The following is a 25,900-nucleotide window of genomic DNA, read 5'->3' on the forward strand; positions in this document are numbered from 1 at the left end:
CAGTAGGCCCGCGCAAGCGCAGCGCCGCCGGGCAAGGACAGCGGGCACGGAGCCGATTTTGCGCCGGGTGGCGGCTGCGCCTTACCCGGCCTGGAGGGTTCGTGCGACCTGTCCTTGATTTACCCACTTGCGCGACTGAAACTGCCGGGGCTGGCCGGAGCCCGGGGGGACAGGGGGCGGCGGCGACGTGCCGCCCCCTGTGCGCCCCCTGCGCCGTAAGAGACATAACGCAGAGGACCAACTGGGAGCGCAAACTACGCTGAAGCCGCAGATAACATAAAGGACTTCCCGCGGCGAAACCGTTGCACACCGCTTGCAGTCTCAATGGCTCAAAATTCGGCCAACAGATTCCGCCATTACGCCGGGAAATCCCCCTGCTGGCGCGCCACCAGGGTCAGAATGGAATACAGCGCCACCGCCTGCTGGTGCTGGTTGAAAATCTCCACCGCCCATTCCACCACGCCGGTAGCTTTCTCCTCGGCGCTACGCTGACGTTTAACGGTTTTCCGCTTACAGGTCAGACGCACCTGGATGGTGTCTCCCGGCTTGACCGGTTCAATAAAGCGCAGGTTTTCCATGCCGTAGTTAGCGATAACCGGCCCGACGCCGGCATCGACGAACAGACCGGCCGCCGCGGAGATCAGGAAGTAACCGTGGACCACGCGCTCGCCGAAAATCGAGTCGGCGGCGGCGATTTTGTCCATGTGGGCGTAGAAATGGTCGCCGCTCAGACAGGCGAAGTTAACGATATCCGCTTCGGTCAGGGTCCGCCGCGGGGTCAGCAAACTGTCGCCGGGCTGGATCTCTTCGAAATATTTGCGGAACGGGTGAATGCGGTCTTCGTTCACCTGGGCGCCGCGCACCCACTGCTGGCCAATGGTCGCCAGCATCGTCGGGCTGCCCTGGACGGCGGTGCGCTGCATATAGTGTTTCACCGAACGCAGTCCGCCGAGCTCTTCGCCGCCGCCGGCGCGGCCGGGGCCGCCGTGCACCAGCTGCGGCAGCGGCGAACCGTGGCCGGTTGACTCGACCGAGGACGCCTCGTTCAGTATCTGAATACGGCCATGGGCGCGGGCGGCGCCGAGGATAAACTCGCGCGCCAGTTCGCCGCTGGCGGTGACCAGCGTTCCCGCCAGGCTGCCGCCGCCGGCGCGAGCCAGCGCCAGGGCATGCTGGCGATCCTGGTAGGGCATCAGGGTCGCCACCGGACCAAAGGCTTCAATGGCGTGAACCGCCGGGGTTTCATCCGGCTGCGCGCAGTAGAGCAGCGTCGGCGGGAAAAAGGCCCCGGCCGCGCTGAGGTCCGCCTGTCCGCCAAGCAGCGCTTCGCAGCCGGCGGCAATCAGTTTATTGACGCTCTCCTGAACGTCCTGACGCTGCTCGTGATTAACCAGCGCCCCCATCTTAATCCCTTCCTGCGCCGGGTCGCCGACGGTCACTTTATGCAGGCGGGCGATCAGCGCATCGCTAACCGCATTGATCTGCGCCAACGGGACGATGATGCGGCGGATAGCGGTACATTTTTGCCCGGCTTTCGCCGTCATCTCGCGGACCACTTCCCGGATAAACAGTGCGAACTCCGGCTGCTCCGGCGTGACGTCTTCGCCTAACACACAGCAGTTGAGCGAATCCGCTTCCATGGTAAAGGGAATCGATTTGGCCACCAGGTTGGGGTGCGACCGCAGCTGCTGGCCGGTGGCGGCTGAGCCGGTAAAGGTCACCACGTCCTGGCTGTCGAGATGGTCGAGCAGATCGCCCGCGCCGCCGCAAATCAGGCTGATGGCGCCTTCCGGCGCCAGGCCGCTGTCGACAATCGCCTTCACCATGGCCTGGGTGAGCTGGGCGGTGGCGGTGGCCGGTTTAACGATCGCCGGCATGCCGGCCAGCCAGGTGGGGGCCAGTTTTTCCAGCATTCCCCAGCAGGGGAAGTTGAAGGCGTTGATATGCACAGCGACGCCTGATTTTGAGGTCAGCACGTGACGCGCGGCAAAACCGCCCTGTTTAGAGAGCGGGATCAGCTCGTCTTCCGGCCACAGGAGATCGTCCGGCAGTTCGCGACTACCGAGCCCGGCATAGGTGAAAAGGGTGCCGATGCCGCCTTCGATATCCACCCAGCTGTCGGCGCGGGTGGCGCCGGTTTGCGCGGAAATCGCGTAGAACTGGTCTTTCTGCTCCAGCAGATGTTTCGCTACCGCTTTTAACATCGCGCTGCGTTCAATAAAGGTCATGGCTTGCAGAGCCTGACCGCCGCGCTCAATTGCGAAGCGGCGCGCCTGCGCCATATCCAGGCCTTCGCTGGTCACCTCCCACAGCGCCGCGCCGGTGATGGCGTGATGGATAGTACGGGCGCGGCCCCGGCCGGTCTGCCAGGCGCCGGATAAGTAGCTGGCTAACTGCTGCATCGCGAATCTCCAAATATGTTACGTGGAATGTCTATAAATAGTTCTTTTATGAATCATAAAATGCAAGCGCGTATTTAATAAATTATTAACATTGTGATCGCGATGACGTTATGTTTTTGGCCTAATTAACTGTATTTGTTGTGGTTTACAAAAGGTTTTGCGGAGGCTATCACAAAAAGAGCAAACAAAATTTGTGGTTTTCTTTAACCAATATGTAACCTTCAATAAACAAAGTGATTCACATAAACGATTGTGGTGTGAATATCGGAATCATAAAGGTGATGACGTGACAGAAGAACAACGCTTTGACCAGCGCATCGCGCAGGAAACGGCCATCGAACCGCAGGACTGGATGCCGGATGCCTATCGTAAAACCCTGATCCGTCAGATTGGTCAGCATGCGCACTCGGAAATCGTCGGCATGCTGCCGGAAGGCAACTGGATCACCCGGGCGCCCACTCTGCGCCGCAAAGCGATCCTGCTGGCTAAAGTGCAGGATGAGGCCGGCCACGGGCTGTATCTCTATAGCGCCGCGGAAACTCTCGGCTGCGCGCGGGAAGATCTGTATCAGAAGATGCTCGACGGGCAGATGAAATACTCCTCCATTTTTAACTACCCGACGCTGAGCTGGGCCGATATCGGCGTGATCGGCTGGCTGGTCGATGGCGCGGCCATCGTCAACCAGGTGGCGCTGTGCCGGACGTCCTACGGCCCCTATGCCCGGGCGATGGTCAAAATCTGCAAAGAAGAGAGCTTTCACCAGCGCCAGGGATTCGAAGCCTGCATGGCGCTGGCGCAGGGTAATGACGCCCAGCGGCAGATGCTGCAGGACGCCATTAACCGCTTCTGGTGGCCGGCGCTGATGATGTTTGGCCCCAACGACGACAACTCGCCGAACAGCGCCCGCAGCATGGTGTGGAAAATCAAACTGCACTCCAACGACGAGCTGCGTCAACGCTTCGTCGACAACACCGTGCCGCAGGTGGAGATCCTCGGCATGACCGTCCCGGACCCGGAGTTGCACTTTGATGAAGCCAGCGGCCACTACCGCTTCGGCGAGATCGACTGGCAGGAGTTTAACGAGGTGATTAGCGGCCGTGGCATGTGCAACCACGAGCGGCTGGCCGCCAAGCGTAAGGCCTGGGAAGAGGGCGAGTGGGTACGCGAAGCCGCGCTGGCCCATGCGCAAAAACAGCAGGCCCGCAGCGCGGCATAAGGAGAGACAACATGAGCAAAGTTTACTGGCCGTTATATGAAGTGTTCGTTCGCAGCAAACAGGGGCTTTCCCATCGTCACGTCGGCAGCCTGCATGCCGCCGACGATCAAATGGCGCTGGAGAACGCCCGCGACGCCTACACCCGCCGCAGCGAAGGCTGCTCCATTTGGGTGGTGAAGGCCAGCGAAATCGTCGCCTCGCAGCCGGAAGCGCGCGGCGAATTCTTCGACCCGGCGGAAAGCAAAGTCTACCGTCATCCGACCTTCTATACCGTGCCGGACGGCATGGAACACATGTGAGGCGGCGATGAATAACCCCAATCCTGTAGCCGCCTACGCTCTGCGTCTTGGCGACAACGGCCTGGTGCTGGCCCAGCGCTTAGGCGCCTGGTGCGGCCATGCCCCGGAGCTGGAGATCGATCTCGCATTGGCCAATATCGGCCTCGATCTGCTTGGCCAGGCGCGCAACTTTTTGAGCTATGCCGCCGAGCTTAACGGCTGCGGCGACGAAGATACCCTGGCCTTTGGCCGCGATGAGCGCCAGTTCAGCAACCTGCTGCTGGTGGAGCAGCCGAACGGCAATTTTGCCGACACCATCGCCCGCCAGTTCTTTATCGACGTCTGGCACGTCGCCCTGTACAGCCGGCTGGTGAACAGCCGCGACGCGCAGCTGGCGGCCATTGCCGCCAAAGGGCTGAAAGAGGTGCGCTACCACCAGCGCTTCAGCCGCGGCTGGCTGGAGCGTCTTGGTCACGGCACCGAGGTTTCAAATCGCAAAATGCAGCAGGCGGTCGACAATCTGTGGCGCTTCACCGGCGAACTGTTCCTTGCCGATGACCTGGAGCTCAGCCTGGCCGGGCAGGGCATTGCGGTTGATCCGCGCGAGCTTCAGGCCGAATGGCAAAGCACCGTGCATACCGCGCTGCTTGACTCTGGCTTACCGGTCCCGCAGGAAGCGGCCTTTCGCAGCGGCGGCAAACAGGGGCTGCACAGTGAACATCTCGGCCCGCTGCTGGCGGAGATGCAATATCTGCAGCGTTCCCATCCCGGCCTGCAGTGGTAAGGGAGGGGACGATGCAACGTTTAGATGACATCGCTCCCGCCGAGGTGCGCGCCATCTGGGGAGTGTTAAGCGCGATCCCGGATCCGGAAGTGCCGGTACTCACCATCACCGATCTCGGCATGGTGCGCAGCGTCGCGCGCCACGGCGACGGCTGGGTGATTGGCTTTACCCCGACTTATTCAGGGTGCCCGGCGACGGAGCATCTGCTGAGCGAGATCCGCGCGGTGATGAGCGAGCATGGTTATCTGCCGGTCCACATCGTCCTGCAGCTGGACCCGCCATGGACCACCGACTGGATGAGCCAGGAGGCCCGCGAGCGCCTGCGCCAGTACGGCATCAGCCCGCCGCAGGGGCACGCCTGCCACGCGGAAATGCCCGCCGAGGTGAGCTGTCCGCGCTGCGGCAGCACCCGCACCTCGCTGATTAGCGAATTCGGTTCCACGGCCTGCAAAGCGCTCTATCGCTGCGACAGCTGCCGGGAACCCTTTGATTACTTTAAATGTATTTGAGGTTGCCATGACGACGTTCCATGCGCTTAAGGTCGCGAGAGTCGAGCCGGAAACCCGCGATGCGGTGACCATTACGTTTGCGATTCCGCAAGCCCTGCAGGCGGAGTACTGCTTTCGTCCGGGCCAGCATCTGACGCTGAAAGCCCGGCTGGGCGGTGAAGAGCTGCGCCGCTGTTACTCCATCTGCCGCAGCCCTACGCCGGGAGAGATCAGCGTCGCGGTCAAAGCCATCGACGGCGGGCGCTTCTCGCGCTTCGCCCAGCACGCTATCCAGCAGGGGATGGAGCTGGAGGTAATGGTGCCGCAGGGGCATTTCGGCTATCAGCCGCAGGCTAAACGGCAGGGCGACTATCTGGCGATCGCCGCCGGCTCCGGGATCACGCCGATGATGGCGATCGTTAGCGCCACCCTGGCCACCGAGCCGCACAGCCGCTTCACGCTGATCTACGGCAACCGCAGCAGCCACAGCATGATGTTCCGCCAGGCGCTGGCCGATTTAAAAGACCGCTATCCGCAGCGCCTGCAGGTGGTGCATCTGTTCAGTCAGGAGTCGATGGACAGCGATCTGCTGCAGGGGCGCATCGATGGCGACAAACTGCGCCAGCTCGCGGACCATCTGCTGGATTTCAGCCGTTTCGACGAGGCCTTTATCTGCGGCCCGGCGACGATGATGGATGAGGCGGAAACGACCCTGCGCGAGCTCGGCGTGCCGGAGCACGCCATTCATCTCGAACGCTTCAATACGCCGGGCGGCAGCGTTAAGCGCGCCGCCGGGGTGCAGGCGGAAGGGCGCACGGTAACCATCCGCCAGGACGGGCGCGATCGGCTGATCGCCCTCAGCGCCGAAGACGACAGCATTCTGGATGCCGCATTGCGCCAGGGGGCAGACCTGCCGTTTGCCTGCAAGGGCGGGGTGTGCGCCACCTGTAAATGCAAAGTGCTGCGTGGCGAAGTGGCGATGGCCGCCAACTATAGCCTCGAAGCGGATGAGCTGGCGGCGGGTTACGTGCTGAGCTGCCAGGCGCTGCCCACCAGCGGCGACGTGGTGGTCGACTTTGACGCGCGGGGGATGGCATGAGCGAGCTGATGATCCACCGCCATGGCCGGGTGCTGCAGCTGACGCTCAACCGTCCGCAGGCCCGCAACGCGCTGAACAATGCTTTATTAACCCGGATTGCCGAGGCGCTGGAGGCCGCGGCCGCTGATGACAACGTCAGCGTCTGCGTCATCAGCGGCAATCCGCGCTTCTTTGCCGCCGGAGCCGACCTGAACGAGATGGCGGAGAAAGATCTCCCGGCGACCCTGGATGATATCCGCCCGCGGCTGTGGGCGCGTATCGATGCCTTCCCCAAACCGCTGATCGCCTCGGTCAACGGTTACGCCCTCGGCGCGGGCTGCGAGCTGGCCCTGCTGTGCGACCTGATTGTCGCCGGGGACAACGCCCGCTTTGGCCTGCCGGAAATTACCCTCGGCATCATGCCGGGCGCTGGCGGCACCCAGCGGCTGATCCGCAGCGTTGGCAAGGCGCTGGCCAGCCGGATGGTGCTGAGCGGCGAGAGTATTGACGCCCGTCAGGCGCAGCAGGCCGGACTGGTAAGCGATATCCATCCGGCGGCGTTAACCAATGAATATGCCCTGCAACTGGCGACCACCATCGCCCGCCACGCGCCGCTGGCGCTCCGGGCGGCGAAACAGTCGCTGCGCCTGTCGCAGGAGGTGAGCCTGCAGGCCGGTCTCCAGCAGGAGCGCCAGCTGTTCACCCTGCTGAGCGCCACCGAAGACCGCCGCGAAGGCATCGACGCCTTCTTACAAAAACGTACCCCGGACTTTAAAGGACGCTAATCGTGGAAGCTTTCATTCTCAGCGCAGTGGAACAGGGCGTCATGACCATTACCCTCAATCGCCCGGACCGCCTCAACAGTTTTAACGACCTGATGCATCAACAGCTGGCGGAATGCCTGAAGCAGGCCGAGCGCGACGACGGCGTGCGTTGCCTGCTGATCACCGGCGCCGGCCGCGGCTTTTGCGCCGGCCAGGATTTGAACGACCGCAACGTCGACCCCAGCGGCCCGCCGCCGGATCTCGGCCTGTCGGTGGAACGCTTTTACAACCCCTTAGTGCGTCGTCTGGCGGCGCTGCCGAAACCGGTGATTTGCGCGGTCAACGGCGTAGCCGCTGGCGCAGGGGCCACCCTGGCGCTGGGCTGCGATATCGTGCTGGCCGCGCGTTCGGCCAAGTTTGTGATGGCCTTCAGCAAGCTCGGGCTGGTGCCGGACTGCGGCGGCAGCTGGTTCCTGCCGCGGGTGGCCGGCCGCGCGCGCGCCATGGGGCTGGCGCTGCTGGGCGATAGCCTCAGCGCGGAACAGGCCGCGCAGTGGGGGATGATCTGGCAGCTGGTGGATGATGCCGAACTGGCGGACACCAGTCTGCAGCTGGCGCGCCATCTGGCGGCTCAGCCGACGTTGGGTCTTGGGTTGATTAAAAAGGCGCTGCTGGCGGCGGAAACCAACGGTCTCGACGCGCAGCTGGACCTGGAGCGCGATTATCAACGCCTCGCCGGGCGCAGCGATGATTACCGCGAAGGGGTCAGCGCATTTCTGGCCAAACGGCCACCACAGTTCAGCGGGAAATAGATGATGACGACATCCATAGCCAACGTGGCGGTGATCGGCAGCGGCACCATGGGGGCCGGCATCGCCGAAGTGGCGGCTGCCGCCGGGCATCCGGTGCTGATTTACGACATCGATCATCAGGCCATCGCCCGGGCGATCGAGGGTATTGCCAGGCGGCTCGCCTCACGGGTCGAGCGCGGCAAACTGGCGTCAGAGCAGGCCGACGCGCTGCTGGCACGCCTGCATCCAGCCCACGATTTAGCCGCGCTGGCCGACGCAGATTTAGTGATCGAAGCGGCCTCTGAACGCCTGGAGGTAAAAACGGCGCTGTTCGCGCAGCTGGCGACGATCTGCGCGCCGTCAACGTTGCTCACCAGCAACACCTCGTCGATTTCGATTACCGCCATCGCCGCCGGGGTAAAGCATCCCGAACGCGTCGCCGGGCTGCACTTCTTTAATCCGGCGCCGGTCATGAAGCTGGTGGAAGTCGTCAGCGGCCTGGCGACGTCTGCGGAAGTGGTGGAGCAGCTGTGCCAGTGCGTGAGCGGCTGGGGGAAACGGCCGGTGCGCTGCCGCTCGACGCCCGGCTTTATCGTTAACCGCGTGGCGCGTCCATTCTACGCCGAAGCCTGGCGGGCGCTGGAGGAGCAGGTGGCCGCCCCGGAGGTTATCGATGCCGCTTTGCGTGACGGCGGCGGTTTCCCGATGGGGCCCCTGGCGCTGACGGACCTGATTGGCCAGGACGTCAACTTCGCCGTGACCTGCTCGGTATTTAACGCTTTCTGGCAGGACCGCCGCTACCTGCCATCGCTACTCCAGCAAGAGCTGGCGCTGGCCGGGCGGCTGGGCAAAAAGAGCGGCCATGGCGTCTATCGCTGGCCTGCGGAAGTCAGGACGGCGGCGGCGCTGCCGCCGGTTGCCCATGGCGCTCAATCCGTCATCACTATAAGTGACAGTGTCACTGAGCTGGACGAGCTGCTGTTGCTGGAGACCGAAGGCGAGACTGCCCTGGCGCTGAGCGTTAAGCATCGCCGTCCGGTGGTGGTGTATGACCTGTGCGCCAGCGATACGGTAGTGCTGGCCGCAGCGGCGACCAACGCGCCGGCGGCGACGGACAAAGCGGTGCACTACTTCCAGCAGCAGGGCAAGAACGTGCTGCGTATTGCCGATTATCCCGGCCTGCTGGTGTGGCGCACGGTGGCGATGCTGATTAACGAAGCGCTGGATGCACTACAGAAAGGGGTGGCCAGCGCACAGGATATCGATACCGCCATGCGTCTGGGCGTCAACTACCCGCAGGGCCCGCTGGCGTGGGGAGAACGCCTTGGCTGGCGGCGGGTGCTGCAACTGCTGGAGAACCTGCAACACCATTATGGCGAGGAGCGCTATCGCCCCAGTTCCCTGTTGCGCCAGAAGGCGCTGATGGAGAAGCACCATGAGCAATGATGCGTGGCGCAACGCGCGCGTGATGTACGAAAAAGATACCTGCGCCAGAAAGATGGGGATCGAACTTATCGAAATGGACGATGGTTTTGCGCAGATGAGCATGACCGTCTCGGCGGACATGCTTAACGGCCATCAAACCTGTCACGGCGGTCAGCTATTTACGCTCGCCGATACCGCTTTCGCCTACGCCTGTAACAGCCAGGGGCTGGCGGCGGTGGCTTCGGCGGCAAGCATTGATTTTCTCCGCCCGGCGTTTGCCGGCGACAGGCTGGTCGCCACCGCCAGAGTCAAACAGCAGGGCAAGCTAACCGGCGTCTACGACATTGAAATTGTTAATCAACAGCAAAAAATTGTGGCCCTGTTTCGCGGCAAATCGCACCGCATCGGCGGCACAATCACAGGAGAAGTGTAATGCGCGAGGCCTTTATTTGTGACGGGATCCGCACGCCGATTGGCCGCTACGGCGGCGCGCTGGCCAGCGTGCGCGCCGACGACCTGGCGGCGATCCCGCTGCGTGCGTTGCTGAGCCGCAACCCCCGGCTTGACCCGACAGCGATCGATGATGTGATTTACGGCTGCGCGAATCAGGCGGGCGAAGATAACCGTAATGTGGCGCATATGGCGACGCTGCTGGCCGGCTACCCGCACACCGTGCCGGGTACCACCCTCAACCGCCTGTGCGGCTCCGGGCTGGACGCCGTCGGTTTTGCCGCCCGGGCGATCAAAGCCGGCGATGCCGATCTGCTGATCGCCGGCGGCGTGGAGTCGATGTCGCGCGCGCCGTTTGTGATGGGGAAGGCCAGCGCGCCGTATCAGCGTCAGGCGGAGCTGTTCGACACCACCATTGGCTGGCGTTTTGTGAACCCGCTCATGGCGCAACACTTCGGAACTGACAGCATGCCGGAAACCGCTGAGAATGTAGCCGAATTGTTAAATATCAGCCGCGCCGATCAGGATGCTTTCGCCTGGCGCAGCCAGCAGCGCACGGCGCAGGCCCAGCGCGACGGCATTCTGGCGCAGGAGATCGTGCCGGTGCAGGTTGTCGGCCGGAAAGGGGCGCTTAGCGACGTGCGCGAGGACGAGCATCCGCGACCGGAAACCACGCTTGAGCAGCTGGCGCAACTGAAAGCGCCGTTCCGTAAGGGCGGCGTCATTACCGCGGGCAATGCTTCCGGGGTCAACGACGGCGCCGCGGCGCTGATCATCGCCAGCGAACAGCAGGCCGCTAGCCAGGGGCTCATGCCGCGGGCGCGGATCGTGGCGATGGCGACGGCGGGCGTCGCGCCGCGCCTGATGGGGCTGGGGCCGGTACCGGCGGTGCGTAAAGTGCTGGAGCGGGCGGGGCTCAATATTAACGATATGGATCTGATTGAGCTGAATGAGGCCTTCGCCGCCCAGGCGCTGGGGGTGCTCAGACAGCTCGGCGTGCCGGACGATGCGGCGCATGTGAATCCCAACGGCGGCGCCATCGCTTTAGGCCATCCGCTGGGCATGAGCGGCGCGCGTCTGGCGCTGAGCGCCAGCCTTGAGCTGCAGCGCCGCGGCGGGCGCTATGCGTTGTGTACGATGTGTATTGGCGTGGGTCAGGGCATCGCCATGATCCTCGAGCGAGTGTGAGCTAATTTACCTGCGAGTACCCTACAATGATAACTACTACAAAATTAGATCCGATTGAAACCGCCTCGCGTGATGAGCTGCAGGCCCTGCAAACCCAGCGTCTGAAGTGGACGCTGAATCATGCGTATAACAATGTGCCAATGTATCGTCGTAAATTCGACGCCGCAGGCGTGCACCCTGACGACTTCCGCGAACTGAGCGACCTGACCAAATTCCCGTGCACCACCAAACAGGATCTGCGCGACAACTATCCCTTCGATACCTTCGCGGTGCCGATGGAGCAGGTGGTGCGCATTCATGCCTCATCCGGCACCACCGGCAAACCGACGGTGGTGGGTTATACGCAAAACGATATTGATCACTGGGCCAATATCGTCGCCCGTTCGCTGCGCGCCGCCGGCGGCACGGCGAAAGATAAAATTCACGTCGCCTACGGCTACGGCCTGTTTACCGGCGGCCTTGGCGCGCACTACGGCGCGGAACGCTTAGGCGCGACGGTGATCCCGATGTCCGGCGGACAGACCGAAAAACAGGCGCAGCTGATCCGCGATTTCCAGCCGGATATGATCATGGTGACGCCCTCATACTGTCTGAATCTGATTGAAGAGCTGGAGCGCCAGATGGCCGGCGATGCCCGCGGCTGTTCATTACGCGTCGGCGTCTTTGGCGCCGAGCCGTGGACCCTGGCGATGCGCGCGGAGATCGAGCGCCGGCTGGGGATCACCGCCCTGGATATTTACGGTCTGTCAGAGGTGATGGGCCCGGGGGTGGCGATGGAGTGTCTGGAAACCGTTGACGGCCCGACCATCTGGGAAGACCACTTCTTCCCGGAAATCGTTAACCCGGACGACGGCACGCCGCTGGCCGATGGCGAACACGGCGAACTGCTGTTCACCACGCTGACCAAAGAGGCGCTGCCGGTGATCCGCTACCGTACCCGCGATCTGACGCGCCTGCTGCCGGGCACCGCGCGCACCATGCGCCGTATGGACCGCATCAGCGGACGCAGCGACGATATGCTGATCATCCGCGGGGTTAACGTCTTCCCGTCGCAGCTGGAAGAAGAGATCCTTAAGTTTGAACACCTGGCGCCGCACTACCAGCTGGAGGTGAATCGCCGCGGCCATCTCGATTCGCTGGCGGTGCGCGTGGAGCTGAAAGAGAGCGGGCTGGCCCTGAGTCACGAGCAGCGCTGCCAGATTTGCCACCAGCTGCGCCACCGCATTAAGTCGATGGTCGGGATCTCCACCGATATCACCATCGTCAACTGCGGCAGCATTCCGCGCTCTGAAGGCAAAGCCTGTCGCGTATTCGACCTGCGTAAAGCGGTGGTCAGCGGTTAATTCTCTCCCCGATAACCCGGCTGAGGCCTTTACGCCGTAGGCCGGGAATTTCCTGTGCTATGATTCATAAAGGAAAAATATAACAACAGAATGAATCAGATGAGTAAACTCGACGCCTTTATTCAACAAGCGGTGACGGCGACGCCGATCAGCGGCACATCATTAATCGCCTCGCTGTATGGCGACGCCTTATTACAACGCGGTGGGGAAGTGTGGCTGGGCAGCGTCGCGGCGCTGCTGGAAGGATTAGGCTTCGGCGAGCGTTTCGTCCGCACCGCGCTGTTTCGCCTCAATAAAGAGGAGTGGCTCGATGTCGTCCGTATCGGCCGCCGCAGCTTCTATCGTCTGAGCGACAAAGGGCTGCGCCTGACCCGACGCGCGGAACATAAAATTTATCGCGCGAACGCTCCGGAATGGGACGGCACCTGGCTGCTGCTGCTTTCGGAAGGCCTGGAGAAAAATGTGCTGGCCGACGTCAAAAAGCAGCTGCTGTGGCAGGGGTTTGGCGCGCTGGCGCCGAGCCTGTTAGCCTCGCCGTCGCAAAAGCTGGCGGATGTCCAGTCGCTGCTCCATGAAGCGGGGGTCGCCGAAAACGTCATCTGTTTTGAAGCTCATTCGCCGCTGGCGCTCTCCCGGGCGGCGCTGCGCAGCCGGGTGGAGGAGTGCTGGCATCTCACCGAACAAAACGAGATGTATGAGGCTTTTATCTCGTTATTCCGGCCGTTACTGCCGCTGCTGCGCGACTGCGACCCCGCGGAGTTAACGCCGGAACGCAGCTTTCAGATCCAGCTCCTGCTGATTCATTTCTATCGTCGGGTGGTGCTCAAAGATCCGCTGCTGCCGGAAGAGCTGCTGCCGGCGCACTGGGCGGGGCAAACCGCCCGCCAGCTGTGTATCAATATTTACCAACGGGTGAGTCCCGGCGCGCTGGCGTTCGTCAGCGAGAAAGGTGAAAGCTCGGTCGGCGAGCTTCCCGCGCCGGGCCCGCTCTATTATCAGCGCTTTGGCGGTTTGCCGGGCGCATAAGGAGGTTGCATGCCGATTTATCAGATTGATGGACTGACCCCGGTGGTGCCGGAGGAGAGTTACGTCCACCCGACCGCGGTGTTGATTGGCGACGTGATCCTCGGCAAAGGGGTCTATGTTGGGCCCAACGCCAGCCTGCGCGGCGATTTTGGCCGCATCGTGGTCAAAGACGGGGCCAATATTCAGGACAACTGCGTGATGCACGGCTTCCCCGGCCAGGATACGGTGGTGGAAGAGGACGGACATATCGGCCACGGCGCTATTCTGCACGGCTGCGTGATTGGCCGCAACGCGCTGGTGGGGATGAGCGCGGTGATTATCGATGGGGCGACCATCGGCGAAAACAGCATTGTCGGCGCCTCGGCCTTTGTCAAAGCCAACGCTGAGATGCCCGCCAACCATCTGATCATCGGCAGCCCGGCAAAAGCGATTCGCGTCCTGAGCGAACAGGAGCTGGCGTGGAAAAAACATGGCACCCGTGAATACCAGGTGCTGGTGGAACGCTGTAAGCAGACGCTGCATCAGGTCGAGCCATTACGGGAAGTGGAAGAGGGGCGTAAGCGGCTGGAGTTTGATGAAAACCTGCGGCCAAAAACGCAGCGCTAACTTTCCAGGGCAACCCGGAGGGGCTCAGTGGATTAGTGCTCAGCCAATTCGCGAAAGAACGCCGGGTTGGCCTGGATAACCGCCAGTACTTTTGCTGCCAGGCCTGTCGGGTTGCGCCGCCTGGACTCCCAACTTTTGATAGTATCCACGCTGGTACCCAGCGCTTTTGCCATTTCTGCCTGCGAAACATTAAGCTGCGTGCGGATGGCTTTCACATCAGCAACTTCATAACGCGTCGCTCGGGCTGGGGCCTTGTAGCCATCTTTGATCTCAACAGCCTCTTCCAGGGACGCTTTAAGCTCGTCGAAGTAACCCATTTCAAACCTCATTTTTTAGTCGCCGGGTCAGTTTCCTGAGTTCGTTTTTTTCCGCTGCGCTCAGGCTCTCTTTGGTGTGCTTCGGGTAGGCTAAGACGAGATAGATAATCTCGCGGGTTGCCAGAAAATAAATCACCCGCACGCCGCCGCTTTTTCCCTGTGAGCCTGTCGCCATTCTTATTTTCCGTAACCCGCCGGTATCCTGGATAAGATCGCCGAAATCCGGATTGCCTATGAGTTGCCTCTGCAGTGCCCTCAGATCTTCATCGCTGGCCAGCTGTTTTATCTGGCGGGTAAATAGCGACGTTTCGATAAATTCAATGGCATGACACACGAAAACGCTCCTTGCTAAGGTACCATGTACACCATCGAGTGTACATAGTACGCACTCCTGTTTTTGACCATGACAACGGTTGCCATCAGCGACCGGGAGTGAGCCAGATTCGCGCGGCGACAGCCATGGTACAGACTGGTGGCTTAAGGCGTTGGAATGATGTGTGAATTTACGAGGCGGCTCGTAAAAGGGCGATGGGCGAGGGGGAAAAAACACTCCCACCGGGCGGCGGGAGTGGAAATATTAGGCTGCAACCACGCTGTCGATGGCCGCTTTTGCGTCAGACTGCGCTTTGGCCGCGACTTCCGGGCCGTAAGCGATACCTTCGGCGAACACGAAGTTCACGTCGGTGATGCCGATAAAGCCGAGGAAGGTGGACAGGTACGGGGTGACCAGGTCGGTCGGGGTATCTTTATGGATACCGCCGCGGCTGGTTACGACGACCGCGCGTTTACCGGTCACCAGACCTTCCGGCCCTTTCTCGGTGTAGCGGAAGGTCACGCCGGCGCGAGCCACCAGGTCAAAATAGTTTTTCAACTGCGTCGGAATGTTGAAGTTGTACATCGGCGCAGCGATAACAATCACATCATTGCCTTTCAGTTCGGCGATCAGCTCGTCGGAAAGGGCCAGCGCTTCCTGCTGACGCGGCGTCAGCGGCGCGTCGCTCGGACGCAGGGCACCAACCAGTTCACCATCCAGAACCGGGATCGGATTAGCGGCCAGGTCACGTACGGTGATCTCGTCGCCCGGGTGTTTTTCCTGCCATTGTTCAACAAAATAGTCGGAAAGCTGACCAGATTGTGAGTACCCTGCCAGAATACTGGATTTCAGAACTAATACTTTGCTCATGGGTGTTTCCTTTTTTAATGTGATTGACGGGTCAGTGCCCTGGTGCTTGATGACACTGTATTCACAATCGCGCCACAGAGATAGCGCAATATATCGAATCCTATGTTCAGATTTTTTGAACAAGGCACGGATGACACAGATGTGGTACTCTAAGGCAATACTTCAAAAGAGATTTTCCCGGCAGAGCTCTGCCCGATAACGCTATGACAGAACAACAAAAAATCACCTTCCCCCAGCTTTATCAACAGCTCGACGGCCTGATGCTGCGCGACAAAACGCGCTTTGCCCGCCGTCTGCACGGCGTGAAGAAGGTTAAAAATCCTGAATCGCAACAGGCCATCCTCCAGGAGATGGCGCAGGAGATAAGCCAGGCAGCCGGTAAAGTCCTGCTGCGCGAAGCGGCGCGACCGGCCATCACCTATCCGGAAAACCTGCCGGTTAGCCAGAAAAAACAAGAAATTCTCGAGGCGGTACGCGATCACCAGGTGGTGATTGTCGCCGGGGAGACCGGTTCGGGTAAAACCACCCAGCTGCCAAAAATCTGCATGGAGCTGGGCCGCGGGCTGAAAGGGCTGATCGGCCATACCCAGCCGCGTCGTCTGGCCGCGCGAACCGTCGCCAACCGTATCGCCGAGGAGCTGCAAACGGAGCCGGGCGGTTGTATCGGCTATAAGGTCCGCTTTAGCGATCACGTCAGCGACAACACCATGGTCAAGCTGATGACCGACGGTATTCTGCTGGCGGAGATCCAGCAGGATCGCCTGCTGATGCAGTATGACACCATCATTATCGATGAAGCGCACGAGCGCAGCCTGAACATCGACTTCCTGCTCGGCTATCTGAAAGAGCTGCTGCCGCGCCGTCCTGACCTGAAAATCATCATCACCTCGGCGACTATCGACCCGGAACGTTTCTCAAAGCATTTCAATAATGCGCCGATTATCGAAGTCTCCGGGCGGACTTACCCGGTGGAAGTGCGCTACCGGCCGATAGTGGAAGAGGCGGACGATACCGAGCGCGATCAGCTGCAGGCGATCTTTGATGCCGTCGACGAGCTGGGGCGCGAAGGGCCAGGGGATATTCTGATCTTTATGAGCGGCGAGCGGGAGATTCGCGATACCGCCGATGCGCTGAATAAGCTGAAACTGCGCCATACCGAAGTGCTGCCGCTGTACGCTCGCTTGTCCAACAGCGAGCAGAACCGCGTCTTCCAGCCGCACAGCGGACGGCGCATCGTGCTGGCGACCAACGTGGCGGAAACCTCGCTGACCGTGCCGGGCATCAAGTACGTTATCGATCCCGGTACCGCGCGTATCAGCCGCTACAGCTACCGCACCAAGGTGCAGCGCCTGCCGATCGAGCCGGTTTCCCAGGCCTCCGCCAACCAGCGTAAAGGCCGCTGCGGCCGCGTCTCGGAAGGGATCTGTATTCGTCTTTATTCAGAAGACGATTTCCTGTCGCGCCCGGAATTTACCGACCCGGAAATTCTGCGCACCAACCTGGCGTCGGTCATCCTGCAGATGACCGCCCTGGGCTTAGGCGATATCGCCGCCTTCCCGTTCGTTGAAGCGCCGGATAAGCGCAACATTCAGGACGGCGTGCGCCTGCTGGAAGAGCTGGGCGCGATCACCACCGATGAGCAGGCCACCGCCTATAAGCTAACGCCGATGGGCCGCCAGCTCAGCCAGCTGCCGGTGGACCCGCGCCTGGCGCGGATGGTGCTGGAGGCGCAGAAGCACGGCTGCGTGCGGGAAGCGATGATCATCACCTCCGCGCTGTCGATTCAGGATCCGCGCGAGCGGCCGATGGATAAACAGCAGGCCTCCGACGAGAAGCACCGCCGCTTTCACGATAAAGAGTCTGATTTCCTTGCCTTCGTCAATCTGTGGAACTACCTCGGCGAGCAGCAGAAGGCGCTGTCGTCGAATCAGTTCCGCCGCCAGTGCCGGGTCGATTTTCTGAACTATCTGCGCGTGCGCGAGTGGCAGGATATCTACACCCAGCTGCGTCAGGTGGTGAAAGAGCTTGGCCTGCCAATCAACAGCGAACCGGCGGAATACCGCGAGATCCATACTGCGCTGCTGACCGGTCTGCTGTCGCACATCGGCATGAAGGATGCCGATAAACAGGAGTTTACCGGCGCGCGTAACGCCCGCTTCTCCATCTTCCCGGGGTCCGGTCTGTTTAAAAAGCCGCCGAAGTGGACGATGGTGGCGGAACTGGTGGAAACCAGCCGGCTGTGGGGCCGCATTGCCGCCCGCATTGAGCCGGAGTGGGTGGAGCCGGTCGCGCAGCACCTGATCAAACGCTCATACAGTGAGCCGCACTGGGAGCGGGCGCAGGGCGCGGTGATGGCGACGGAAAAGGTCACCGTCTATGGCCTGCCGATCGTTGGCGCGCGTAAGGTCAACTACAGCCAGATCGATCCGGCGCTGTGCCGCGAGCTGTTTATCCGCCACGCGCTGGTGGAGGGTGACTGGCAAACGCGCCACGCCTTCTTCCGGGAGAACCTGAAGCTGCGCGCGGAAATCGAAGAGCTGGAGCATAAGTCGCGCCGCCGCGACATTCTGGTGGATGACGAGACCCTGTTCGAATTCTACGACCAGCGCATCAGTCACGACGTCATCTCCGCCCGGCATTTTGACGCCTGGTGGAAGCAGGCCAGCCGCGACACCCCGGATCTGCTCAACTTTGAGAAGAGCATGCTGATTAAGGAAGGGGCGGAGCAGGTCAGCAAACTGGACTATCCGAACTTCTGGCATCAGGGCAACCTCAAGCTACGGCTGAGCTATCAGTTTGAGCCGGGCGCCGACGCCGACGGCGTGACGGTGCATATTCCGCTGCCGCTGCTTAATCAGGTGGAGGAGGCCGGGTTTGAATGGCAGATCCCCGGTCTGCGCCGGGAGCTGATTATCGCCCTGATAAAATCGCTGCCGAAGCCGGTGCGGCGCAATTTCGTCCCGGCGCCCAACTATGCGGAAGCGTTTCTTGGCCGGGCGACGCCGCTCGAGCTGCCGCTGCTCGACTCCCTCGAGCGCGAACTGCGGCGGATGACCGGCGTGACCATCGACCGCGAAGCCTGGCAGTGGGATCAGGTGCCCGATCACCTGAAAATCACTTTCCGGGTGGTGGACGATAAAAACAAGAAGCTGCAGGAAGGGCGCTCGCTGCAGGCGCTGAAAGAGGCGCTGAAGGGCAAAGTTCAGGAGACGCTGTCGGCGGTCGCTGATGACGGCATCGAGCAGAGCGGGCTGCATATCTGGAGCTTTGGCACCCTGGCGGAGAGTTACGAACAGAAGCGCGGCAACTATAAGGTGAAAGCCTGGCCGGCGCTGGTGGACGAGCGCGACAGCGTGGCCATCAAGCTGTTTGATAATCCACAGGAACAGCAGCAGGCCATGTGGCGCGGTCTGCGTCGCCTGCTGCTGCTTAACATTCCGTCGCCGATTAAGTATCTGCACGAGAAGCTGCCGAACAAAGCCAAGCTCGGGCTCTATTTTAACCCGTACGGCAAAGTGCTGGATCTGATTGACGACTGCATCTCCTGCGGCGTTGATAAGCTTATCGACGAGGCGGGCGGGCCGGTGTGGACGGAAGAGGGCTTTAGCCAGCTGCATGATAAAGTTCGCGCCGAGCTCAACGAGACGGTGGTGGAGATCGCCAAACAGGTCGAGCAGATCCTCACCGCGGTGTTCAATATCAACAAACGGCTGAAAGGCCGGGTGGATATGACCATGGCGCTGGGGCTGTCGGACATCAAAGCGCAGATGGCGGGGCTGGTTTACCGCGGCTTTGTCACCGGCAATGGCTTCCGTCGTCTTGGCGATACGCTGCGCTATCTGCAGGCGATTGAAAAGCGTCTGGAGAAGATGGCTATCGATCCGCACCGCGACCGCGCTCAGATGCTGAAAATCGAGAGCGTGCAGCAGGCGTGGCAGCAGTGGCTGAATAAGCTGCCGCCGAACCGCCGTGAGGACGACGATGTCCGGGAGATCCGCTGGATGATCGAAGAGCTGCGGGTGAGCTTCTTCGCCCAGCAGCTGGGGACCCCGTACCCCATCTCGGACAAACGCGTGCTACAGGCGATGGAGCAGATTACGCCGTAACCTGGCCGGTTGTCCCCGGTGGCGCTGCGCTTACCGGGGCGACGGGCCAGGCGTCCACGCTTAAGCGTTGACCCACGCCAGGGTAAAGCCGTCCCAGCCTTTCGTGCCCACGGTTTGCAGCGCCGTTGCCGTCAACCGTGGCTCGGCGCCCATCATCTCAATGAACTGACGCACGCCCTGAACGCGCTCGTCGGCGCTCTGTGGGTTGACCACTTCGCCGTCGCGTACCACGTTATCGCCAATAATTAAGGTTCCCGGGCGGGAATAACGTAGCGCCCAGCGCAGATAATGGGGATTATTCGGCTTATCGGCATCGATGAAGATCAGGTCGAAAGCGGGACATTCGCCAAGCGCCTCCAGGGACTGTAGCGCGGGCCCCTCCCGCAGCGTGACCCGCTGGTCAACCCCCGCCAGCTGCAGATTCTCCCGCGCCACGCAGGCATGATGCGCGTCGGCCTCCAGGGTGAGGAGTTGGCCGTGGGCAGGAAGCTCGCGCGCCATCCAGATGGTGCTATAGCCGCCGAGGGTGCCGATCTCCAGGATCCGCTTAGCCTGGGTAAGCCGTACCAGCAGGGCGAGAAACTGACCCTGATTGGCGGCGACATCGTGTGCCGGGAGCCCGGCACGATGGTTGTTTTCCAGTACCCGATCGAGCACAGGATCGCTGGGAATTAAGGCCTCAATCAAATAATTGTCTACTGCAGACCACTGTTGTTGCATATGACGCTTCCCCCTTTAGCTCCCTGATGAGTCAGACCAGCCGCCTCCCAGCGCCCGGTATAGATCGATCTGCGCCAGCAGCAGGTTATTCTTCACCTGTACCACGCTAAGCTGGGTGGAGAACAGCGTTCGCTGGGCATCAAGCACATCCAGATACGAAGAGTAGCCGTTGCGGTAGCGGTTCTGCGCAATGCGCAATGTTTCTTCCGCCACCGCCTCCTGCCCCTGCAGTTCGGTCAGCTGTTCGCCGTAGCGGCTAATGGCGTCCAGGCTGTCATTGACCTCTTTAAACGCGCCGCGCACCGTTTTCTCATAGCTGTACAGCGCCTGGTTGCGCTGGGCCATCGAGACATCCACCTGGGCATTTAACGCCTGGCGGTTAAGCAGCGGCGCCAGGATGCTACCGCCAATGCTCCAGAGTCGCAGCGGGTTGTCCAGCAGATCCGGCAGCGTCCGGTCCTGCAGGCTGCCGGTGGCGGTCAGGTTGATAGACGGCAGCAGCTGCGCCTGGGACGAGGCCAGGGTGGCATCGGCGGCGACCAGCTGACGCTGGGCCTGTACGATATCCGGGCGGCGGTTGAGCAAGGTGGACGGCAGCTGCGAGGGCAGACGCAGCGGGGTGAGCCCGGCGAATTCGCCGCGTTTTATCGCGCCGGGGTTATCCCCCAGCAGCACGCTGAGGGCGTTTTCCTGCTGCGCAATCTGGTGCTGCAGCGGCGGGATCTGCGCCCGCGTGGAGCGCAGCTCCGAATCCGCCTGCATCAGCTCAAGGCGCGAGGTATACCCGGTTTCATACTGACGTTTGGCCAGGCGCCAGGCGTCTTCCCGCGCCTGGAGCGTCTGCTGCGTGACCCGCAGTTGCTCATCCAGCGACAGAAGCGTCACGTAGCCCACGGCCACCGAGGCGGCGACGCTCAAATTGGCCGCGTCGGCAGCGGCTTTCTGCGCCTCGAGGCTGGCCCCGGCGGCGCTGGCCGCGCTGCGGTTCGCGCCCCAGATATCGACATCATAGCTGGCGGTCAGGCCGCCTTTATACACCGTACTGTGGATCGGCAGGCCGGTGGCGGCGGACTGCGCGCGGGCGCGGGTGCCGGTCAGGCTGGCATCCAGCGAGGGGAAAAGACTGCTGTCGGCGGCATACGCCCGCGCCTGATACTCTTTCACCCGCTCGCGGGCGATCAGCACATCGCTGTTATAGCGCAGCGCCCGGTCGACATACTGATTCAGCGCGCTGTCATGAAAATTGCGCCACCATACGCCTTCCACCGGGCTGGCAGGGCCAACGTCGGCCCGCCAGGCGGCAGGGATGGCGAGCGTCGGCTGGGCGCGCTGCACATCGGCGGACTGACAGCCGACCAGCGCCAGGACGATGGCAAGGGTGACCGGGCGGATCATGGCTGCTTCTCCGCGCGGGTATCAATGGTCACCTGCACCGACATGCCGGGGCGCAGGCGCTCGCTGTTGCGTTGCCCCTCGTTAACCGTGATGCGCACCGGGATGCGCTGGGCGATCTTGACGAAGTTGCCGGTGGCGTTGTCCGGCGAAATGGCGCTGAACTCCACCCCGGTCGCCGGGGAGATACTCTGCACCTTGCCGTGGAAGGTCTCGCCGTTGAGCGCGTCAACGGTGAAGGTAACCGGCTGGCCGATACGCACATCGGCCAGCTGGGTCTCTTTCAGGTTGGCGATCACCCAGTGCTGCGGCGGCACCAGCGAAGTCAGATGGGTTCCGGCGCTGACGTAAGCGCCAAGACGCACCGAAATCTGCCCCAGCTGGCCGCCGGTGGGGGCGATGATCTGCGTATTCTGCAGGTCGATCTGCGCCAGCTCGAGGGAGGCTTTGGCGCTGGCCACGTCGGCCTCCAGTGAATCGCGATTGACGATGGTCGATTCGCGGTCCTGGCGCGACATCTCCAGCGCCGCTTTCGCCTGTTCAATATCCGCTGCTCCCTGGGCGGCGCTGGCGCGGGCGGAATCCCGCTCGCGGATCGACAGCGATCCATCGGCGGTCAGCTCCTGCACCCGTTTTAAATCAGCCTGGATTTTCAGATTCTGCGCGCGGGCGTTCTGCAGCGCGGCTTCATTTTTGGCGATCGTCGCCTCGGCGCTTTTGCGCTGCTGCAGGTTGTTGCGCAGCGCCGCCTCCTTCATCGCCAGGGTGGCCTGAGCCTGGTGCACCCGCTGCTTATAGATGCGATCGTCTATCTGGAACAGCACCTCGCCCGGCTGAACGATGGCGAAATCCTTGACGTTGACGGCAGTGATGTAGCCGTTGACCTGCGGACTGATAAAGGTGGTCTGCCCGCGCACGTAGGCGTTGTCGGTAAACTGGCTATGGCGGGTGAACGGCGGCAGTTGCCAGGCATAGAGGATCACCAGTACGCCGACGAGGCCTATCGCCGCGGCGGTAAAAATGGAGACCACGCGAATGTTGTTCCGGGTGTTGGCCTGTTGTTTGGCCGCATCCTGCTGACTCATAACGACTCCAGAGATGAAATGATGATAATTATTTGCTGCCGGTGGCGCGTTTTAAGGCGATACGGGCGGTCAGTCGTAAGCGAATTAAGCGCCAGAAAACCCACACTAACGTCCCGGCGGAGATCGCCGCCGTCAGCAGATAGGTGTCATTCCAGGCGAGAATATTGGCCTGCAGCGTCGCGGCGTTTTGCAGCAGGGTGGTGGCCTGGACGTTAAGCAGCGTGCTGTCGCCGATCTGGCTCTGGTACATCTGGCTGTACTGCTGCAGCCGCTCGACGATCAGCGGGTTCAGGGTGGTGATCTGGTCCGCCAGCTGGCTGGAGTGAAATTTCTCCCGCCAGGTCTGGAAGGTGCCGAGTATCGCCGACCCCATCAGACCGCCGATGTTCTGGCTCATGCCGAACAGCACCGAGAAGCTGACCAGGTTGCGCGGATCGGCGAACACCCCGCCAATACCGGCGAGCATCGCCGGCGCCAGAAAGAAGGCGCTGCCGAAGCCAAGCAAAAACTGGCTGAACATCAGCTGTTCCGGACGGGTGAGGGCGTTGGACTGGCTGTCGAGCAGCGAGGCCACCATGATCAGCGCCAGGGCGGTGGCGGTCGGCCAGTAGAGCTTCTGCGGGTTAAGCGTCAGGCAGCTGGCGATGATCCCGCACAGAATGCCGGCAAAAATTGACCACGCAAGGTTGGTCATCTGTTCGTTTTGCAGGCCAACGTACTGCAGCCAGCCGATCACCCCAGTATTCTGCTCCGCCAGCACGATGCGGATCAGCAGCATAATCAGACCCAGGCGCAGGATACTGCCGCTGGAGAGCCATTTGGTATTGAGCAGAGGATTGCTGCGGTTATGCTCAAAGGCGATGGCGGCGACGATCAGCACTACCGCCGCGGCCAGCGACAAGCCGATCCACGGCGCTTCGAACCACCACTCGAGCCGCCCCAGCGAGAGCACCGCGCAGACCAGCGCCATGCCGGGGGCCAGCAGGAAGAAGGTAATAAAATCCTTCTTCTCGAACACCTTTTTACGATCGCTCGGCGGCAGCTTCAGGGCGATGACGCAGGCCAGCGACACCAGCGCCAGCCCCAGCTCAAAGAAGTAGAGCCCGCGCCATTCATCGATCTGCAGCAGCTCGGTGGAAAAGAGGCGCGCCAGCGGAATGGCCAGCGACGAGCCGGTGATACCGATAGTCAGCCCTTTCAGGCGGTGGCGTGCGGGCCAGGCCTGCACCTGATAGTAGATCCCCAGCGAGCTGAGCGCCGCGGCCACCATGCCGTGGGCGGCGCGGACCATCATCGCCGAGCTGAGATCGTTGACGAACAGGTGAAAGAAGGTGACCAGCACATAGAGCACCAGAAAGCCTTCGGTAAAGGCGCGCAGCCCGAACTGCTGACGAAATTTCACCAGCAGCAGGTTAATGGAGACGTTGGTCATGACATACACCGCCGGTAGCCAGGCGATCTCCGTCGACCAGGCGGCGAAGGTGCCCTGCAGCAGCTGCAGATTGGCGGTGACCACCGCGTTGCCCAGCGCGCCGGTGAGGCACACCAGCAGCCCTACCACCCCGTAGGCCAGGCGCTTCGCCGGGCTGTGCAGCGGCGTCGATGGCGAGCCGAGCAGGGCCGGTTTTTCATGCGGCGCCCAGTCATGAGGGACGTAGGGGTTACTCTGGCGACGGGGCATTATTTCTTCTCCACTTCGCGCAACAGCTTTTCCAGCACCCGCTGAGTTTGTTCCCGCTCCTGCGGCGTGATCGCCGTCAGGATCTCTTCACGCAGATCGTCCGCCACCGTTTTGACCTGCTCGAAGAGGGCCTGCCCCTGGTCAGTGACCACCAGCAGCCGCTTGCGTTTATCGCGGTCGGTGGTGACGCGCTCCACCAGGCCGAGGGCCACCAGGCGGTTGATCAGCGGCACAATGGTCGGGCTCTCCACTCCCAGCTCCTGCGCCAGTTCGCTTTGCGACAGCGGCTGGTGGTGGCGGGCGATGGCGGCGACCGCCACCCAGCTGGCCTGGCTGAGGCCGAGGTTTTTCAGCCGACGATTAACCGCCAGCCGCCAGTGATGGGCGGTCAGATATAAAAGATGGGAGAAGTTAAGCTGTCGATGGTCCATAGGTCGTCTGCCAAAATCGTTAGAGCTCTAACGAGTTTATGTCTGACAACCGGCGGAATTCAAGGGAAAGGATAAAAAAGGGTTAACGGTGTGTGCGTTTATTGTGGCGACAGGAGGATACCCCCTCAGGCCATTTACTCATGGAGGATGCTCTTATTCTGCGCCATCACCCAGGTGATAAAAGCGCGCAGGGGCGCGGGAATATGTTTGCGACTCGGATAGTAGACGCAGAAATGATCCGCCGGGTAGCGGTAGCTGGGTAATAAGCGGACCAGGCTGCCGGCGTTCAGTTGCGCGGACACCAGCGACTGATAGACGAAGGCGATCCCCAGTCCGCTCTCCGCCGCCTGGATCATCGCCGTATCGGAATCGACGACCAGATCGCCCTTGACGGCGACTTCGCCTGGCTCGCCGTCGGGGCTGATAAATTCCCACCGGTACTTTTCGCCGCTGGGAAAACAGCGGTTGATGCAGCGGAAATTGACCAGCGATTGCGGGGTGTCGGGCGCTCCGGCCTCGTGGAGATAGTCCGGGCTGGCCACCGGGATCAGCGACAGCTTCTCGCCAAAGGGGATGGCAATCATATCTTTGGGCACGTCCCGGGAATAGCGAATGCCAGCGTCAAAACCGGACTCGATAATATTCACTTTCCGATCGGTGGTAAACAGCTCCAGCGTCACGTCAGGATAGGCGGTTTTAAAAGCAATAAAATAGCGCTGAAAGAAAAGGTCGAGAACAATGCGCGGTAAATTGACTTTCACCACCCCTTCCGGGGTCAGACGGTGATAATTCAGACTGTCGACCACCCGGCGATAATCATTCACCACCGGCGTCATATTATTAAGAAATTCCTCACCCACCGCGGTTAAAGACAAACTGCGCGTCGAGCGATTGAGCAGGCGCACGCCTAATTTTTCTTCCAGATGATTAATAGCGCTGGTGAGGGCCGGCGGTGAAAGATTTAATGCTCTGGCAGCTTGCCGAAAACTGCCATGTTTCACTATGAGTATTAATATTTCAATTTGTTGCAAATCAGGCAACGTTTTCATTGTTAATTTCCAGCTAACACCGCGTTCGGAATAGATTAATTGTTATCAATGTAAAAGGGAAGTATATATTTAATAACATTCAGCACGTAAGGAAAAT

24 protein-coding genes are annotated in these 25,900 nt (G+C 61.3%); 14 read left to right on the plus strand and 10 right to left on the minus strand.

The features are described from left to right. Window positions 1-356: 356 nt before the first annotated feature. On the minus strand, window positions 357-2,402 hold the full coding sequence (gene paaZ, locus ABLV52_RS23245) for a phenylacetic acid degradation bifunctional protein PaaZ (protein WP_348890977.1): 2,046 nt from the start codon (window positions 2,400-2,402) through the stop codon (window positions 357-359). 286 nt (window positions 2,403-2,688) lie between these two features. Between paaZ and paaA the strand changes: the two genes are divergently transcribed. The 13 genes from paaA (at window position 2,689) to paaY (ending at window position 13,839) form a co-directional block, all read left to right on the plus strand. Next, window positions 2,689-3,618 carry a 1,2-phenylacetyl-CoA epoxidase subunit PaaA gene (gene paaA / locus ABLV52_RS23250; RefSeq protein ID WP_348890978.1) on the plus strand — a complete coding sequence of 310 codons (930 nt, stop codon included), beginning with the start codon at window positions 2,689-2,691 and terminating at the stop codon, window positions 3,616-3,618. An 11-nt stretch (window positions 3,619-3,629) separates the two neighbouring features. Beyond that, window positions 3,630-3,917 (plus strand): 1,2-phenylacetyl-CoA epoxidase subunit PaaB, encoded by a 288-nt coding sequence (paaB, locus tag ABLV52_RS23255; RefSeq protein ID WP_023289451.1) that lies wholly within the window; start codon window positions 3,630-3,632, stop codon window positions 3,915-3,917. A 7-nt stretch (window positions 3,918-3,924) separates the two neighbouring features. Continuing rightward, the gene (paaC, locus tag ABLV52_RS23260; RefSeq protein ID WP_218810131.1) at window positions 3,925-4,680 is read left to right on the plus strand and encodes a 1,2-phenylacetyl-CoA epoxidase subunit PaaC; all 756 of its coding nucleotides are present in this window, start codon (window positions 3,925-3,927) and stop codon (window positions 4,678-4,680) included. Window positions 4,681-4,691: 11 nt separating this feature from the next. Beyond that, window positions 4,692-5,189 (plus strand): 1,2-phenylacetyl-CoA epoxidase subunit PaaD, encoded by a 498-nt coding sequence (gene paaD / locus ABLV52_RS23265; protein WP_023289453.1) that lies wholly within the window; start codon window positions 4,692-4,694, stop codon window positions 5,187-5,189. A gap of 7 nt (window positions 5,190-5,196) precedes the next feature. Then, window positions 5,197-6,267 (plus strand): 1,2-phenylacetyl-CoA epoxidase subunit PaaE, encoded by a 1,071-nt coding sequence (gene paaE, locus ABLV52_RS23270; protein WP_348890979.1) that lies wholly within the window; start codon window positions 5,197-5,199, stop codon window positions 6,265-6,267. Beyond that, window positions 6,264-7,031, plus strand: coding sequence for a 2,3-dehydroadipyl-CoA hydratase PaaF (gene paaF / locus ABLV52_RS23275; protein ID WP_049013331.1), 768 nt, complete (start codon window positions 6,264-6,266; stop codon window positions 7,029-7,031). Before paaE ends, paaF begins: the two co-directional genes overlap by 4 nt. A 2-nt stretch (window positions 7,032-7,033) precedes the next feature. Beyond that, on the plus strand, window positions 7,034-7,822 hold the full coding sequence (gene paaG, locus ABLV52_RS23280) for a 2-(1,2-epoxy-1,2-dihydrophenyl)acetyl-CoA isomerase PaaG (protein WP_050534152.1): 789 nt from the start codon (window positions 7,034-7,036) through the stop codon (window positions 7,820-7,822). Continuing rightward, the gene (locus tag ABLV52_RS23285) at window positions 7,823-9,247 is read left to right on the plus strand and encodes a 3-hydroxyacyl-CoA dehydrogenase (protein WP_348890980.1); all 1,425 of its coding nucleotides are present in this window, start codon (window positions 7,823-7,825) and stop codon (window positions 9,245-9,247) included. It abuts the gene before it with no gap. Further along, the gene (gene paaI, locus ABLV52_RS23290) at window positions 9,237-9,659 is read left to right on the plus strand and encodes a hydroxyphenylacetyl-CoA thioesterase PaaI (protein WP_045382701.1); all 423 of its coding nucleotides are present in this window, start codon (window positions 9,237-9,239) and stop codon (window positions 9,657-9,659) included. Before ABLV52_RS23285 ends, paaI begins: the two co-directional genes overlap by 11 nt. Next, entirely contained in the window at window positions 9,659-10,864 is a 1,206-nt protein-coding gene (gene pcaF / locus ABLV52_RS23295) for a 3-oxoadipyl-CoA thiolase (protein WP_348890981.1), read from the plus strand. The genes paaI and pcaF overlap by 1 nt, the downstream gene beginning before the upstream one ends. Window positions 10,865-10,890: 26 nt before the next feature. Continuing rightward, entirely contained in the window at window positions 10,891-12,207 is a 1,317-nt protein-coding gene (paaK, locus tag ABLV52_RS23300) for a phenylacetate--CoA ligase PaaK (protein ID WP_048297408.1), read from the plus strand. Between the two features lie 99 nt (window positions 12,208-12,306). After that, window positions 12,307-13,233, plus strand: a complete 927-nt coding sequence (gene paaX, locus ABLV52_RS23305) for a phenylacetic acid degradation operon negative regulatory protein PaaX (RefSeq protein WP_072199087.1) — start codon at window positions 12,307-12,309, stop codon at window positions 13,231-13,233. Window positions 13,234-13,242: 9 nt separating this feature from the next. Then, complete coding sequence (paaY, locus tag ABLV52_RS23310; RefSeq protein WP_032452657.1) at window positions 13,243-13,839, plus strand: phenylacetic acid degradation protein PaaY; 597 nt, start codon at window positions 13,243-13,245, stop codon at window positions 13,837-13,839. Between the two features lie 32 nt (window positions 13,840-13,871). On the opposite strand, the gene nadS is transcribed toward paaY, so the two are convergent. The 3 genes from nadS to azoR all read right to left on the minus strand — a co-directional run bounded on the left by nadS (window position 13,872) and on the right by azoR (window position 15,339). Next, complete coding sequence (gene nadS / locus ABLV52_RS23315; protein ID WP_032452658.1) at window positions 13,872-14,156, minus strand: NadS family protein; 285 nt, start codon at window positions 14,154-14,156, stop codon at window positions 13,872-13,874. Window position 14,157: 1 nt separating this feature from the next. Then, entirely contained in the window at window positions 14,158-14,490 is a 333-nt protein-coding gene (locus ABLV52_RS23320) for a type II toxin-antitoxin system RelE/ParE family toxin (protein ID WP_008805112.1), read from the minus strand. Between the two features lie 243 nt (window positions 14,491-14,733). After that, the gene (azoR, locus tag ABLV52_RS23325) at window positions 14,734-15,339 is read right to left on the minus strand and encodes an FMN-dependent NADH-azoreductase (RefSeq protein ID WP_002902889.1); all 606 of its coding nucleotides are present in this window, start codon (window positions 15,337-15,339) and stop codon (window positions 14,734-14,736) included. Between the two features lie 203 nt (window positions 15,340-15,542). On the opposite strand from azoR, the gene hrpA reads away from it, so the two are divergent. Next, window positions 15,543-19,445 (plus strand): ATP-dependent RNA helicase HrpA, encoded by a 3,903-nt coding sequence (gene hrpA / locus ABLV52_RS23330; RefSeq protein ID WP_348890982.1) that lies wholly within the window; start codon window positions 15,543-15,545, stop codon window positions 19,443-19,445. A gap of 60 nt (window positions 19,446-19,505) precedes the next feature. Here hrpA and ABLV52_RS23335 read toward each other — a convergent pair whose 3' ends face one another. The 6 genes from ABLV52_RS23335 to ABLV52_RS23360 all read right to left on the minus strand — a co-directional run bounded on the left by ABLV52_RS23335 (window position 19,506) and on the right by ABLV52_RS23360 (window position 25,803). Continuing rightward, window positions 19,506-20,165: an O-methyltransferase gene (locus ABLV52_RS23335; protein ID WP_348890983.1), complete on the minus strand. Its 660-nt coding sequence runs from the start codon at window positions 20,163-20,165 to the stop codon at window positions 19,506-19,508. A 15-nt stretch (window positions 20,166-20,180) separates the two neighbouring features. Further along, complete coding sequence (locus ABLV52_RS23340; protein WP_348890984.1) at window positions 20,181-21,560, minus strand: efflux transporter outer membrane subunit; 1,380 nt, start codon at window positions 21,558-21,560, stop codon at window positions 20,181-20,183. Further along, a complete protein-coding gene (locus ABLV52_RS23345; RefSeq protein WP_117129441.1) occupies window positions 21,557-22,642 on the minus strand; it encodes an HlyD family secretion protein in 1,086 nt (361 codons plus the stop codon). Before ABLV52_RS23345 ends, ABLV52_RS23340 begins: the two co-directional genes overlap by 4 nt. A gap of 28 nt (window positions 22,643-22,670) precedes the next feature. Further along, window positions 22,671-24,323, minus strand: coding sequence for an MFS transporter (locus ABLV52_RS23350; protein WP_348890985.1), 1,653 nt, complete (start codon window positions 24,321-24,323; stop codon window positions 22,671-22,673). Next, the gene (locus ABLV52_RS23355) at window positions 24,323-24,754 is read right to left on the minus strand and encodes a MarR family transcriptional regulator (protein ID WP_023289469.1); all 432 of its coding nucleotides are present in this window, start codon (window positions 24,752-24,754) and stop codon (window positions 24,323-24,325) included. Before ABLV52_RS23355 ends, ABLV52_RS23350 begins: the two co-directional genes overlap by 1 nt. A 134-nt stretch (window positions 24,755-24,888) precedes the next feature. Next, entirely contained in the window at window positions 24,889-25,803 is a 915-nt protein-coding gene (locus ABLV52_RS23360; RefSeq protein WP_023289470.1) for a LysR family transcriptional regulator, read from the minus strand. Between the last annotated feature and the right edge of the window lie 97 nt (window positions 25,804-25,900).

It is taken from the genome of Klebsiella sp. GB_Kp056 (genome assembly GCF_040064755.1).
Lineage (GTDB): Bacteria > Pseudomonadota > Gammaproteobacteria > Enterobacterales > Enterobacteriaceae > Klebsiella > Klebsiella quasipneumoniae.